11 protein-coding genes are annotated in these 13,432 nt (G+C 65.5%); 10 read left to right on the top strand and 1 reads right to left on the bottom strand.

Translation table 11 applies throughout. The features are described from left to right. Positions 1 to 190: 190 nt before the first annotated feature. On the bottom strand, positions 191 to 487 hold the full coding sequence (locus tag ABKF58_RS09095) for an ArsR/SmtB family transcription factor (protein WP_008954893.1): 297 nt from the start codon (positions 485 to 487) through the stop codon (positions 191 to 193). A gap of 102 nt (positions 488 to 589) precedes the next feature. On the opposite strand from ABKF58_RS09095, the gene gpmI reads away from it, so the two are divergent. From gpmI to ABKF58_RS09045, 10 genes are all read left to right on the top strand, one after another. Then, positions 590 to 2,110 (top strand): 2,3-bisphosphoglycerate-independent phosphoglycerate mutase, encoded by a 1,521-nt coding sequence (gene gpmI, locus ABKF58_RS09090; RefSeq protein ID WP_482584193.1) that lies wholly within the window; start codon positions 590 to 592, stop codon positions 2,108 to 2,110. Further along, positions 2,107 to 3,420 (top strand): murein hydrolase activator EnvC family protein, encoded by a 1,314-nt coding sequence (locus ABKF58_RS09085; RefSeq protein ID WP_482584192.1) that lies wholly within the window; start codon positions 2,107 to 2,109, stop codon positions 3,418 to 3,420. The genes gpmI and ABKF58_RS09085 overlap by 4 nt, the downstream gene beginning before the upstream one ends. Before the next feature lie 33 nt (positions 3,421 to 3,453). Then, positions 3,454 to 4,872, top strand: coding sequence for a S41 family peptidase (locus ABKF58_RS09080; protein WP_482584191.1), 1,419 nt, complete (start codon positions 3,454 to 3,456; stop codon positions 4,870 to 4,872). A 336-nt stretch (positions 4,873 to 5,208) separates the two neighbouring features. Next, on the top strand, positions 5,209 to 6,588 hold the full coding sequence (gene argA / locus ABKF58_RS09075) for an amino-acid N-acetyltransferase (RefSeq protein ID WP_482584190.1): 1,380 nt from the start codon (positions 5,209 to 5,211) through the stop codon (positions 6,586 to 6,588). 15 nt (positions 6,589 to 6,603) lie between these two features. Beyond that, on the top strand, positions 6,604 to 6,879 hold the full coding sequence (locus tag ABKF58_RS09070) for an oxidative damage protection protein (RefSeq protein ID WP_008954888.1): 276 nt from the start codon (positions 6,604 to 6,606) through the stop codon (positions 6,877 to 6,879). 67 nt (positions 6,880 to 6,946) lie between these two features. Further along, on the top strand, positions 6,947 to 9,001 hold the full coding sequence (ppk1, locus tag ABKF58_RS09065) for a polyphosphate kinase 1 (RefSeq protein WP_482584189.1): 2,055 nt from the start codon (positions 6,947 to 6,949) through the stop codon (positions 8,999 to 9,001). 95 nt (positions 9,002 to 9,096) lie between these two features. Then, positions 9,097 to 9,576, top strand: coding sequence for a DUF456 domain-containing protein (locus tag ABKF58_RS09060; RefSeq protein ID WP_294867205.1), 480 nt, complete (start codon positions 9,097 to 9,099; stop codon positions 9,574 to 9,576). A gap of 133 nt (positions 9,577 to 9,709) precedes the next feature. Continuing rightward, positions 9,710 to 11,377, top strand: a complete 1,668-nt coding sequence (ettA, locus tag ABKF58_RS09055) for an energy-dependent translational throttle protein EttA (RefSeq protein ID WP_008954885.1) — start codon at positions 9,710 to 9,712, stop codon at positions 11,375 to 11,377. A 384-nt stretch (positions 11,378 to 11,761) separates the two neighbouring features. Beyond that, complete coding sequence (locus ABKF58_RS09050; RefSeq protein WP_482584188.1) at positions 11,762 to 12,364, top strand: CBS domain-containing protein; 603 nt, start codon at positions 11,762 to 11,764, stop codon at positions 12,362 to 12,364. Positions 12,365 to 12,628: 264 nt separating this feature from the next. Then, the gene (locus ABKF58_RS09045) at positions 12,629 to 13,393 is read left to right on the top strand and encodes a transporter substrate-binding domain-containing protein (RefSeq protein WP_482584187.1); all 765 of its coding nucleotides are present in this window, start codon (positions 12,629 to 12,631) and stop codon (positions 13,391 to 13,393) included. Positions 13,394 to 13,432 lie beyond the last annotated feature (39 nt).

Genomic DNA, 13,432 nt, shown 5'->3' with positions numbered 1-13,432 from the left:
CCAAGGGGTTGATTCCGCAGCCTGTCCATCTATTCCCAATCCTTCGCCGAGCCCATCTCTGCGTGCAAATCGCTGATTTGCTCAGCGATGGATTGGCACGCAGTCCGCCCTTGCCCGGCAAGGGCGCCTCGCTACGCTCGAGATGAGACCGGCGCCGGGGCAGGAGAATCGGCGGTGCTGGCTGCGGACCTCAGTCGCCGAAGCCGCCGAACACCTCGCGCATCCGGCTCAGCACCTCCAGCGTTCGCAGGTCGCCGACACGGTAGTACACCCGGTTGGCGTCCTTGCGCGTGCGCAGCACCCCCTTGTCACGCATGATGGCCAGGTGCTGCGAGATATTGCTCTGCGAGGTGCCGACCCGGTCGACAATGTCCTGCACGCTGATTTCGCCGTCACCCAGCACGGCGATGATCTTGAGGCGCAGCGGATGCGACATGGCCTTCATCGCGCGCGAGGTCTGTTCGATCTGGTTGTCGTTGAACAGCAAGGGAATCTCCGTGAATCTGTTATCAGTCTGATTGCGTTACAATACTACCCAAGCTGTTCAAACCCCATCAAGAATCCCTAATATTCTGGATCGCGCGCCCACATGAACGCACTCAAACCGGTACTCCTCCTGATCATGGACGGCTTCGGCCATCGCCTGGACGGCGACGACAACGCCATCCTGCACGCCCACACCCCGACCTGGGACGCCCTGCGCCAGCAGTACGCCTATGGCACCATCGACGCCTCCGAAGGCTTCGTCGGCCTGCCCGGCGGCCAGTTCGGCAACTCCGAAGTCGGCCACCTGAACATCGGTGCCGGACGCGTGGTGCAGCAGGATATCAGCCGCATCGACTGCGACATCGAGGATGGCCGCTTTGACAGCAACCCGGTCCTGACCGACGCCTTCGCCCACGCCAAGGGCAGCGCGCTGCACGTGCTGGGCCTGCTCTCCGACGGCGGCGTGCACGCCCACGAAAACCATATCCACGCCCTGATCCGGGCCGCCCACGCCGCCGGCGTGGCGCACATTTACGTGCACGCCTTCCTCGACGGCCGCGACACGCCGCCGAAGAGCGCCGAAACCTACCTCAAGCGCCTCGACGCCGTACTGGCCGAATGCCCCGGCGCGCGCCTGGTGTCGGTCACCGGCCGCTACTGGGCGATGGACCGCGACAAGCGCTGGGAGCGCGTCGAGCCGGCCTACCGTCTGCTGGTGGACGGTGAAGGCCTGTACCACGCCGACAGCGGCCTCGCCGCGCTCGCCGCCGCCTATGCCCGTGGCGAGAACGACGAATTCGTCGCCGCCACCGCGATCGGCGACAAAACCGTGATGCAGGACGGCGACGTGGTGCTGTTCATGAACTACCGTGCCGACCGCGCCCGCCAGCTCACCACCGCGCTGACCGACCCGGCCTTCGACGGCTTTGCCGCGCGCCAGCCCAAGCTCGGCTACTTCGCCACGCTGACCTCCTACGGCGAGGCCTATGCCAACCCGGTGGCCTACGCCCCACAGAAGATCCGCAACGGCCTGGGCGAGTACCTGGCCGGCCTCGGTCTGAAGCAGCTGCGCATCGCCGAAACCGAGAAGTACCCGCACGTCACCTACTTCTTCAACGGCGGCGAAGAACAGGTCTACCCCGGTGAAGACCGCATCCTGGTGCCCTCGCCCAAGGTCGCCACTTACGACCTGCAGCCGGAAATGAACGCGCCGGAAGTCACCGACAAGATCGTCGAGGCGATCCGCTCCGGCCAGTACCACGCCATCATCTGCAACTACGCCAACTGCGACATGGTCGGCCACACCGGCAATTTCGCCGCCGCGGTCAAGGCGGTGGAGGCACTGGACGTGTGCATGGCGCGCTGCGTCGAGGCGATGCGTGCGGCCGGCGGCGAAGTCTTGATCACCGCCGACCACGGCAACTGCGAGAGCATGTTCGACAACATGCACGACCAGCCGCATACCCAGCACACCACCAACCCGGTGCCCTTCCTCTACATCGGCCGCCCCGCCCACATCCGCGCCGGCGGCGCGCTGAAGGACATCGCACCGTCGCTGCTGGCGATGATGGGCCTGGGCAAACCCGCCGAAATGAGCGGCGAATCGCTGATCGACTTCCAGTGAAACCGTTCCTGTTGCTCTCCCTGCTGGCAGGGGCCGCGCTGGCGGCCCCTGCCGCCGCGCCCCTGTCCGTCGCCCCGCACCAGCAAGACCTGCAGCAGGTCCGCCAGGAAATCGACAGCCTCAAGAAGGACATCGCCCAGAAACAGGCGGTGAAGCAGGAGGCGCAGAGCGCCATCCAGGCCAGCGAGCAGGCGCTGCAGCAGACCAGCAAGTCGCTGGCCACGCTGGAACAGAAGCAAAGCAGCTCGGCGCAGCAACTGGCCGAACTGCGCGCCCAGATCCAAGCGTCGCAGAACGAGCTGAAAGGCGTACGCAAACGGGTAGCCCACGTGCTGAGCCGCCAGTACCGGGCCAGCCGCCACGACGCCATGAGCCTGATGCTCAACGCCGGCGACCCCAACCAGACCTCACGCGACCTCACCTACTACACCTATATCGCCCGCGCCCAGCAGCAGCTGGTCGGCGACCTGATCGCCCGGCAGGGCGACCTGGAGGCGATGTCGTTCCAGCTGGAGCAGGAGCTGACCCGCATCAACAGCCTGTCGAGCCAGAAAGCACAGGAAAAGGGCCGCATCGAGCAAAACCGCGAGGCGCACCAGCAGAAGCTGGCGGCTCTGGCCAGCGAAATCCGCGAGCGCCAAGGCAAGCTGGTGAAGCTGCAGGAAGACCAGCAGCGCCTGAGCAGCCTGATTGAGCAGATCAACCGCGAGATTGAGCGCCGCCGCCGCGAACAGGCGCGCAAGTTGGCCGAAGCCCGCCAGGCGCAGCAGGAAAAAGCCCGCAAGGCGGCCGAACGGCAGCGCCAGCTCGCCGCCGAAGCACGACGTCACGGCAAGCCAGCGCCCAAGGAAGCGGCCAAGCCGGTGAAACCGGAGCCGGAACCGGCGGTCGAAGCGATAGCCGACACCAGCAGCGCCGGCAAGGCCTTCAGGAGCCTGCAGGGTCGCATGCGCCTGCCGGTCTCCGGCAGCATCGCCGGTCGCTTCGGCACCCGGCGAGCCGAGGGCACCACCTGGAAGGGGCTGTTCATCAGCGCCTCGCCGGGCCAGCCGGTGCGCGTCGTCGCCGACGGCCAGGTAGTCTACGCCGACTCGCTGCGCGGCTTTGGCAATGCCGTGATCGTCGACCACGGCGGCAACTACCTCACCGTCTACACCGGGCTGTCCGCCATGAGCCGCAGCAGCGGCGAACGCGTGAAGGCCGGTGAGCAGCTCGGCAGCACCGGCACACTGGACAGCGGCGAGGCGGGGCTGTACTTTGAAATCCGCTACATGGGTCGCCCGGTCAACCCGCAAAGCTGGGCACCTTAACGGGAATACACAGACACTATGACGAGTCCACGCATGAAGAAACTGGCCCTGCTTACCGCCGGGGCACTGGCAGGCGGCGCCTTGACCTTGAGCCTGCAGGCGTTCGCCGACAAGGAGGCCAGCTCGCCGCTGCCGCTCAACGAGCTGCGCACCTTCGCCGAAGTATTCGGCCGCATCAAGCAGGACTACGTCGAGCCGGTGGAAGACAAGAAGCTGATCAACGAGGCGATCAAGGGCATGCTGACCGGCCTCGATCCGCACTCCGACTACCTCGACCCGGAGGCCTTCAAGGAAATGCGCGAAGGCACCCAGGGCGAATTCGGCGGTCTCGGCATCGAGATCGGCGCCGAAGACGGCCTGGTCAAGGTCATCGCCCCGATCGAGGACACCCCGGCGCAGAAGGCCGGCGTCAAGAGCGGCGACCTCATCATCAAGATCGACGACACCCCGGTGCGCGGCCTGAGCCTCAACGACGCCGTCAAGCGCATGCGCGGCAAGCCCGGCACCAAGGTCACCCTGACCATCGCCCGCAAGAGCGAGGCCAAGCCGCGCGTGGTCACCCTGGTGCGCGCGGTGATCAAGACCAAGAGCGTGAAATTCAAGCTGCTGGAACAGGATTACGGCTACGTGCGCGTCACCCAATTCCAGGAACACACGGTGGAAAACCTGGCCCAGGCCCTGCAGACGCTGTACAAAGACAACAAGACCCCGCTCAAGGGGGTGATCCTCGACCTGCGCGACGACCCGGGCGGCCTGCTCAACGGCGCCGTCGGCGTCTCCGCCGCCTTCCTGCCCAAGGATGCCCTGGTGGTGTACACCGAAGGCCGCGCCGAAGACTCCAAGATGCGCCTGACCGCCAAGGTGCAGAACTACGCCCGCGGCGCTGCCGACCCGCTGGCCAAGCTGCCGGCCGGCATCAAGAACATCCCGATGGTGGTGCTGGTCAACGGCGGCTCGGCCTCGGCCTCGGAAATCGTCGCCGGCGCGCTGCAGGACCACAAGCGCGCCGTCGTGGTCGGCACCCAGACCTTCGGCAAGGGCTCGGTGCAGTCGGTGCTGCCGCTGGGCAACGCCGGTGGCATCAAGCTCACCACCGCGCGCTACTTCACGCCGAACGGCCGCTCGATCCAGGCCAAGGGCATCGAGCCCGACGTGGTGGTGGAAGACGGCACCCTCAACGCGAACGATCAGCAACCGTTGCGCGTGCGCGAGGCCGACCTGGAAAACCACCCGGCCAACCCCAACGGTGACGACAAGGCCCCGGCCAAGCCGGTGCTCAAGCGCCCGACGATCAAGCCGGCCGCACCGGTGCAGCCCGCGCCGGACAATGGCAAGGACGCGCCCGACGAATCGTCCTCGCGCGAGCCGAACCCGAAAGCCGATTACCAGTTGGGCCAGGCCTTGAATATCCTCAAGGTGCAGCAAATACTGATCAATAAAAAGGGAAGCTAGGACAGTGTGGCCCCTGCGGGCAAGGCGTCCTGAGCCAGGAAGCCTTGCCATGCCAGCAGAAGCATCGTCCAAGCACTATCCCCTGCCCCGACCACGCCAGGAAGACGCCGGTGCCGCCGCCTTACCGCTGTCGCACCCCGGTATCCACATACCCTTCCGGTCTGCGCCACGGCAGCCGATCATCCGCACCGCATCAGCCGAGGCCTCGCCGGCCGAGATCGCGCGGCGCCCGCCGGGCAGCGGCGTAGCTCAGGCTGCGACCAGATGAAATACCCCCTCATTCCTGCTACCCTTGGCGCCACCTCAAACCCGACCCCGGCAGGAGCCAGAACCGACATGCTGACCAGAGAGTTTGTCCTCTCTTTCCGTGAAGCCGCCCCTTACATCAACGCCTTCCGCGGCAGGACTTTCGTCATGGCGATCAACGGCGAAACCGTGCGCGATGGCCGCTTTCCCAGCCTGGCCAAGGACATCCACCTGCTGGTCAGCCTGGGCGTACGCATCGTGCTGGTGCACGGCGCCCGCTGGCAGATCGACGTGCTGGCCCAGCGTGCCGGACATGCCCAGGTTTTCCGCGGCGACAAACGCAGCACCGACAGCCAGACGCTGGAGCTGGTCAAGCAGGCGGTCGGCTATACCCGCCACGAGATCGAAGCCGCGCTGTCGTCCAGCATGCGCCATGTCCCGGTGCAGGGCAGCCAATTGCGCGTCGCCAGCGGCAATTTCCTCACCGCCCAGCCGATGGGGGTGATCGAGGGTATGGACATGCAGTACACCGGCAGCGTGCGCCGGGTCGACAGCGAGGCGATGCAGGCGCGCCTCGACGCCGGCGACCTGGTGCTGGTCTCCTGCATCGGCTACTCGCCCACCGGCGAGGCCTTCAACCTGACCATGGAAGAAGTCGCCACCCACATCGCCATCGCCCTGAAAGCGGAAAAACTGCTGTTCATGGTGGACAGCCAAGGCGTCACCAACAGCCAGGGAGAGTTCGCCAGCACGCTCACCGCCCACGAGGCCGAAGCGCTGATCGCCAGCGGCAACCTGCAGGGCGACGTGGCCGCCTACATGCCGTACGCGGTGAAGGCGGTGCGCCAGGGTGTGGCCCGGGCCCACATGATCGGCCGCTTCGACGACGGCGCCATCCTGGAAGAACTGTTCACCGACGGCGGCAACGGCACCATGCTGGCGCGCGATCCGCTGGTGAAGGTGCGCAACGCGTCGATCGACGACATCGGCGACATCATCGACCTGATCCGTCCACTGGAAGAACAGGGCATCCTGGTCAAGCGCAGTCGCGAGTTGCTGGAGATGGAGATCAAGTCGTATTCGGTGCTGGAGCACGACGGCAAGATCTTCGGCTGCGTCGCCATGCACCCCTTTCCCGACGCCGGCATGGCGGAACTGGCCTGCCTCGCGGTCTCCCAACAGAAACGCGACGCCGGCTTTGGCGAGGAGCTGCTCAAGCACGTCGAATACCTGGCGCGCGCGCAGGGCCTCGGCCTCGCTGTTCGTGCTCACCACCCAGACCGCGCACTGGTTCGTCGAGCGTGGCTTCGCCGCCGCCGACATCAGCCAACTGCCGCTGGGGAAGCAGCGGCTCTACAATTACCAGCGCCGCTCCAAGGTGTTCATCAAACCCTTGCGCTGAGCCCGTTCTTGGCTGGAAGCCCTGTCATCTCTATGACACAATACGGTAGTAATCTGTTATCCAATTAGCTGCAAGGAAGCGCAATGGCTAGAACCGTCAACTGCATCAAGCTGGGCCGCGAAGCGGAAGGCATGGATTTCCCGCCGCTGCCGGGTGAACTGGGCAAGCGGGTATTCGAGAATGTCTCCAAGGAAGCCTGGCAAGGCTGGCTGCGTTACCAGACCATGCTGATCAACGAAAACCGCCTCAACCTGGCCGATGCCCGCGCCCGCCAGTACCTGGCTGCCCAACTGGAAGCGTACTTCTTCGGCGACGGCGCCGATGCACCGGCAGGCTACACCCCACCAGGAAGCAACTGATCCCGGCAAAGCCCTCCGCGCGAGGGCTTTTTCGTCCCTACAACCAGCGCGAGCCCACTCCACAACCATGTCGCAACAGAACGACCTGCTGCTCAACCGCGAACTCGGACTGATCCAATTCAACCGACGGGTCCTGGCCCAGGCCGAAGACGCCCGCCTGCCGCTCCTGGAGCGGCTGCGCTTCCTGTGTATCGTGTCGTCCAATCTCGACGAATTCTTCGAAGTCCGCATGGCCTGGCTCAACGAGATGGTGGAGACCCAGCCGGATGCGCCGCTGCCGGACGGGATGACGCCGCACCAGGCGCTGCGCAAGGTCTCGGAAGCCACCCACGTGCTGATCCGGGAACAATACGCGGTGATGCGCGATATCCTGTTCCCGGCCCTGCGCGAGGAAGGCATCCTGTTCCTGCGGCGCATCGACTGGACCGACGAGCAGCGCGAATGGGTCAAGGGTTACTTCTTCCGCGAAGTCATGCCGCTGTTGACGCCGATCGGGCTCGACCCCTCGCACCCCTTCCCCAAGGTACTGAACAAGTCGCTCAACTTCGCCGTCGAGCTGGAGGGCAAGGACGCCTTCGGGCGCCAGTCGGGCATCGCCATCGTGCAGGCGCCGCGCATCCTGCCGCGCATAATCAAGCTGCCGGAGGAACTGTCCGACGGCAAGCACCTGTTCGTGTTCCTGTCGTCGATCCTGCACGCCCACGTGCACGAGCTGTTCCTCGGCATGTCGGTCAAGGGCTGCTACCAGTTCCGCGTCACCCGCGACAGCGAGCTGAACGTCGAGGACGAGGACATGAAGAACCTGCGCACCGCGCTGCAGGGCGAACTGCGTCAGCGCCAGTTCGGCGACGGCGTGCGGCTGGAGGTTGCCGACACCTGCCCGCAGCACATGCAGGACTTCCTGGTCACCCAGTTCGGGCTGGAGCCGGAAAACGTCTACCGCGTCGACGGCCCGGTCAACCTGGTACGCCTGATGCAGGTGCCGGACCTGGTCGACCGCCCGGACCTGAAGTTCGCCTCGTTCGTGCCGACGCTGCCGGCGGCGCTGCAGAAGAAATCCGGCCTGTTCGACGTGATCCGCCAGGGCGACGTGCTGCTGCATCATCCTTACCAGAGCTTCCAGCCGGTCATCGACCTGTTGAACCTGGCCGCTACCGACCCGCAGGTGGTGGCGATCAAGATGACGGTGTACCGCACCGGCACCGACTCGGTGCTGATGGAGTCGCTGATCGCGGCCGCCCGCGCCGGCAAGCAGGTGACGGTGGTGGTGGAGCTGATGGCGCGCTTCGACGAGGAAGCCAACATCGGCTGGGCCTCGCGCCTGGAAGACGCCGGCGCGCACGTGGTGTACGGCGTGTTCGGCTACAAGGTGCACGCCAAGATGCTGATGGTGGTGCGGCGCGAGGAAAGCGGGCTGAAACGCTACGTGCACCTGGGCACCGGCAACTACCATCCGCGTACCGCCCGCCTCTACACCGACTTCGGCCTGATCTCCTGCAACGAGCAGCTGGCCAGCGACGTCAACGACCTGTTCATCGAGCTCACCGGGCTGGGCAAGGCGAGCAAGCTGAAGCTGCTGCACCAGTCGCCGTTCACGCTGCACAGCATGATCATCGAGGCGATCGAGCGCGAGGCAAAGCACGCCAGCGAGGGGCGCCCGGCGCAGATCATCGCCAAGATGAATTCGCTGCTGGAGCCGGAGGTGATCAACGCGCTGTACCGCGCCAGCCGTGCCGGGGTGAAGATTCAGCTGATCGTGCGTGGCGTGTGCGCCCTGCGCCCGGGCGTGGAGGGGCTGTCCGACAACATCAGCGTGCGCTCCATCGTCGGCCGCTTCCTCGAACACCCGCGCGTGTTCTACTTCTACAACGACAAGGCGGAAAACCTGTACTTCTCCAGTGCCGACTGGATGGGGCGCAACTTCTTCCGCCGCATCGAGACCTGCGTGCCGGTGCTCGATCCCAAGATCAAGCGCCGCATGATCAAGGAAGGGCTGCGCATCTACCTCGAAGACAACGTCAACGCCTGGGACATGCAGCCCGACGGCAGCTACAAGCGGCGCCATGCGCGCGGCAAGGTGCATTGCGCCCAGCAGACGCTGCTGGACGAGTACATCGTCTAAGGCTTCGGCCAACCCCGAGGCACACGGCGGCCGTGGCGGAACTTCGCCGCGGCCGCCGTTTCTTATCCTTCCCTGCCCTCCTTCCGGACATACCCTTGGATATCCTGCTCTACGCGCTGTCCGCGCTGCTGGTACTGGCCGGCCTGGCCGGCACCGTGTTCCCGGCCCTGCCCGGCCTGCCGCTGATGCTGGGCGGCTTCGCGCTGGCCGGCTGGGCGGAGGATTTCCAGCACGTCGGGGCGCTGACGCTGGGCGTGCTGGGGCTGCTCGCCGTAATCGGCCTGGCCATCGACTTCGTCGCCGGCCTGCTCGGTGCCAAGGCCACCGGCGCCAGCCGGAAGGCCTTGTGGGGCGCCTTTGCGGGCAGCCTGGTCGGCCTGTTCTTCGCCCTGCCGGGCGTCATCCTGGGCCCGCTCATCGGCGCGGCGATCGGTGAATTCCTCGCCCGGCGCGACATCTACCAAGCCGGCAAGGTCGGCATCGGCACCTTTCTCGGCTTTGTCGTCGGTACCGTCGCCAAGATCGGCTGCGCCTTCGCCATGCTGGCCACTTTTGCACTGGCGTTCGTGCTCTGAACTGGCGCTCCGGCCCCTCCACGTTGGCCGAAGTCGCCGTACAGACGCGCCGCTTCTGCGGGTGCCCCACGCGAAGCGCGGGCTTTTGGTAGAATCGGCCGGTTAACGATTCATCAATCAGCGTGGAACCGTCATGGCCCAATACGTAATGTCTATGCTCCGCGTGAGCAAGGTGGTGCCGCCCAAGCGCCAGATCATCAAGGATATCTCGCTGTCGTTCTTCCCCGGCGCCAAGATCGGCCTGCTGGGCCTGAACGGCTCCGGCAAGTCGACCGTGCTGCGCATCATGGCCGACGTCGACAAGGAATACGACGGCGAGGTGCAGCACCTGGCCGGCGTCAAGATCGGCTACCTGCCGCAGGAACCGCAACTCGATGCCGACAAGACGGTGCGCGAGGAAGTGGAAAGCGGCATGGGCGACGTGATGGGCGCGCAGAAGCGCCTGGAAGAGGTGTACGCCGCCTACGCCGAGCCGGACGCCGACTTCGACGCCCTGGCCGAAGAGCAGGCACGCCTGGAAGCCATCATCTCGGCCGGCGCCGGCGACAACGTCGAGCACCAGCTGGAAATCGCCGCCGACGCGCTGCGCCTGCCGCCGTGGGACGCCAAGATCGGCCCGCTGTCCGGCGGCGAGAAGCGCCGCGTGGCGCTGTGCAAACTGCTGCTGTCGCAGCCGGACATGCTGCTGCTCGACGAGCCGACCAACCACCTCGACGCCGAATCGGTGGAATGGCTGGAGCAGTTCCTGGTGCGTTTCCCCGGCACCGTGGTGGCCGTCACCCACGACCGCTACTTCCTCGACAACGCCGCCGAATGGATCCTGGAACTGGACCGTGGCGAGGGCATCCCATGGAAGGGCAACTATTCCAGCTGGCTGGAACAGAAGGAAGCGCGCCTGGAGACCGAGGCCAAGCAGGAAGGCGCGCGCATCAAGGCGATGAAGCAGGAACTGGAATGGGTGCGCCAGAACCCCAAGGGACGCCAGGCCAAGTCCAAGGCCCGTATCGCGCGCTTCGAGGAACTGTCGAGTCACGAGCACCAGAAGCGCAACGAGACCCAGGAAATCTTCATCCCGGTGGCCGAGCGCCTGGGTAGCGAGGTGATCGAGTTCGACGGCGTGTCCAAGGGCTTCGGTGACCGCCTGCTGATCGACAACCTGAGCTTCAAGGCCCCGGCCGGCGCCATCGTCGGCATCATCGGCCCGAACGGCGCCGGTAAATCGACGCTGTTCAAGATGATCGCCGGCAAGGAACAACCGGATTCCGGTACGGTGAAGATCGGCCAGACCGTGCAGATGGCCTTCGTCGAACAGAGCCGTGAAGGCCTGGACGCCGACAAGACGGTGTTCGAAGACGTCTCCGGCGGCCTGGACATTCTCAACGTCGGCCGCTTCGAAATGTCGAGCCGGGCGTACCTCGGCCGCTTCAACTTCAAGGGCGGCGACCAGCAGAAGAAGGTGGGCATGCTGTCCGGCGGCGAGCGCGGCCGGCTGCACCTGGCCAAGACCCTGCTCAAGGGCGGCAACGTGCTGCTGCTCGACGAACCGTCCAACGACCTCGACGTGGAAACCCTGCGTGCGCTGGAAGATGCGCTGCTGGAGTTCGCCGGCACCGTGTTCGTGATCTCCCACGACCGCTGGTTCCTCGACCGTATCGCCACCCACATCCTGGCGGCGGAAGGCGAGTCGCAGTGGACCTTCTTCGACGGCAACTACCAGGAGTACGAGGCCGACAAGAAGAAACGCCTGGGCGAGGAAGGCGCCAAGCCCAAGCGCATCCGCTACAAGCCGATCACGCGCTGAGCCCCGCCGCTTCGGCCAACCCCGTTCCGCCCCCGGCGCAACGGGTTTTTTTTACAGGTGAACAAATCGTAACAATTGTCCATGCCAAAGGACTTTAAAGCGCTGGCGAAACGTGCCTAGAATGGGTTGTCTTTTTGCGAAGGGGGCACCTCCCCCGCCGTGAAAGGTGTGCAGGCTCAGAACCCGTTCACGCCCCGACGCGAGCGGCCCTCAGCGGAGTGAAGAGCAGCCCGGACACCGCCATGCGCCGATCAGCGCAGCAGGATTCGAGTCGCGCTCCGCCCCGGTCAGGGACGCGCCGCCAGTTCGTGAGCAGGTTCCCACAAGGTGCGCTGGCATGGCACCCGGCCGCGATACAGCCACAATACGCAGAGGAGCTTCCTCATGGAAAACCAATACCCGTTCCTGCCCACCATTGCGCTGCCGTCCACCACCGACCTCATCCGGCTCGACGCGCGTCCGCGACGCTCGGTCACCCTGGACAGCGCCGCGCTCGAGGTGATGACCGACCTGAAATTGGTCGATCCGGTCAGCGTGCACGAAGACACCCCGCTCGACGACGCCCACCGCGCCATGATCGGCCGCGGCATCCGCCTGCTGTTCGTCACCGACGCCGCCGGCCACCTCACCGGCCTGGTCACGGCCACCGACCTGCTGGGCGAGCGGCCGATGCAGTGCATGCTCGGCCACGGCAAGCGCCGCGCCGACCTGCTGGTGCGCGACGTGATGACACCCCGTACCGAGCTCGAGGCGCTGAAGCTGGAAGACGTCGCCTCGGCCAAGGTCGGCCAGATGGTCGCCACCATGAAACAGCACGGCCGCCAGCACGCGCTGGTGGTGGAGCTCAACCCGGAGACCGGTCACTACGAGGTGTGCGGCCTGTTCTCGACCTCGCACATGGCGCGCCGCCTCGGCATCTCGCTCAACTTCATCCGCGTCCCGCAGGCGTTCTCCGAAATCCAGCACTCGCTGCTGCACGAAAGCTGAGCCGGCGATACACCTCCTACCCAGGCAGCCGCGAGCTGCCTTTTTCATGCCCGGTGCGCCGCCGCAGTGTGGCGCCGGCGCGGGTGCCCCCCTCCGCACTTCCCCAAAACCGCCCGGATCGCGCCCGCCAGCGTGCCGGACATAGGGCTAATCGGCATGAATTTATCTCATGCCCCAATGGCCATAAATCATTTGTTCCCGCGGACGAGCGTCCCTTAGCCTAACTGCATCGGCTGACACCGCCGACGACCAAGGGAGAAAACGATGTCCTGCAAAAAAGTACTCACGCTGACCCTGCTGTGCGCCCTGCCCTGGCTGGCCCAGGCCCAGACCGTGCGCATCGTGACCGACGCCAGCTACCCACCGTTCTCCAAGATGAACCCGGACGGCAGCATCACCGGCTTCGACCCGGACATCACCCGCGCGCTGTGCGCCGAAGCCAAGCTCGAGTGCGAGCTGAAGGCGATGGATTTCGACGGCATCATCCCGGCGCTGCAGGCCAAGAAGTTCGACGCGGCGATCGCCTCGATGAGCATCACGCCGGAGCGCGCCAAGGTGGTCGACTTCAGCGACATGTACTTCAAGATTCCCGGCCGCCTGATGGCCAAGGAAGGCACCCAGATCAACGACGCCTGGTTCAAGGGCAAGAAGATCGGCGTGCTGCGCAGCTCGACCCAGATGCAGGAAGCCAACGCCAAGTGGGCGCCGAAGGGCAGCCAGATCAAGGTTTACAGCAAGATCACCGACGCCTTCCTCGACCTGACCGGCCAGCGCCTCGACGCCGTCTACCTCGACGCCACCATCGGCGAGTCGGACTTCCTGCAAAAGCCGATGGGCAAGGGTTTCGCCTTCGTCGGCCCGGTCTACAACGACCCCAAGTACTACATGGGCGCGGCGATGGCGGTCGGCAAGGGCAACAAGGAACTGCGTACCAAGTTGAATGCGGCGCTGAAGCAGATTCTCGGCAACGGCACCTACAAGCAGATCCAGGCCAAGTACTTCAGCTACGACATCTACCCCTTCAAGTAATCCCGGGTTCCGTTCTTGACCTTGCGGCCGACGCCTGAC

The sequence above is a fragment of the Pseudogulbenkiania sp. AW2-16 genome (assembly GCF_056824575.1).
This window is presented reverse-complemented; position numbering and strand designations above follow the sequence as displayed.

Excerpts from the sequence above, each read along its gene's own strand:
- ABKF58_RS09080 (WP_482584191.1), top strand. The coding sequence starts at position 3,454 with ATGAAGAAACTGGCCCTGCTTACCGCCGGGGCACTGGCAGGCGGCGCC.
- argA (WP_482584190.1), top strand. The coding sequence starts at position 5,209 with ATGCTGACCAGAGAGTTTGTCCTCTCTTTCCGTGAAGCCGCCCCTTAC.
- ettA (WP_008954885.1), top strand. The coding sequence starts at position 9,710 with ATGGCCCAATACGTAATGTCTATGCTCCGCGTGAGCAAGGTGGTGCCG.
- ppk1 (WP_482584189.1), top strand. The coding sequence starts at position 6,947 with ATGTCGCAACAGAACGACCTGCTGCTCAACCGCGAACTCGGACTGATC.
- gpmI (WP_482584193.1), top strand. The coding sequence starts at position 590 with ATGAACGCACTCAAACCGGTACTCCTCCTGATCATGGACGGCTTCGGC.
- ABKF58_RS09045 (WP_482584187.1), top strand. The coding sequence starts at position 12,629 with ATGTCCTGCAAAAAAGTACTCACGCTGACCCTGCTGTGCGCCCTGCCC.
- ABKF58_RS09050 (WP_482584188.1), top strand. The coding sequence starts at position 11,762 with ATGGAAAACCAATACCCGTTCCTGCCCACCATTGCGCTGCCGTCCACC.
- ABKF58_RS09070 (WP_008954888.1), top strand. The coding sequence starts at position 6,604 with ATGGCTAGAACCGTCAACTGCATCAAGCTGGGCCGCGAAGCGGAAGGC.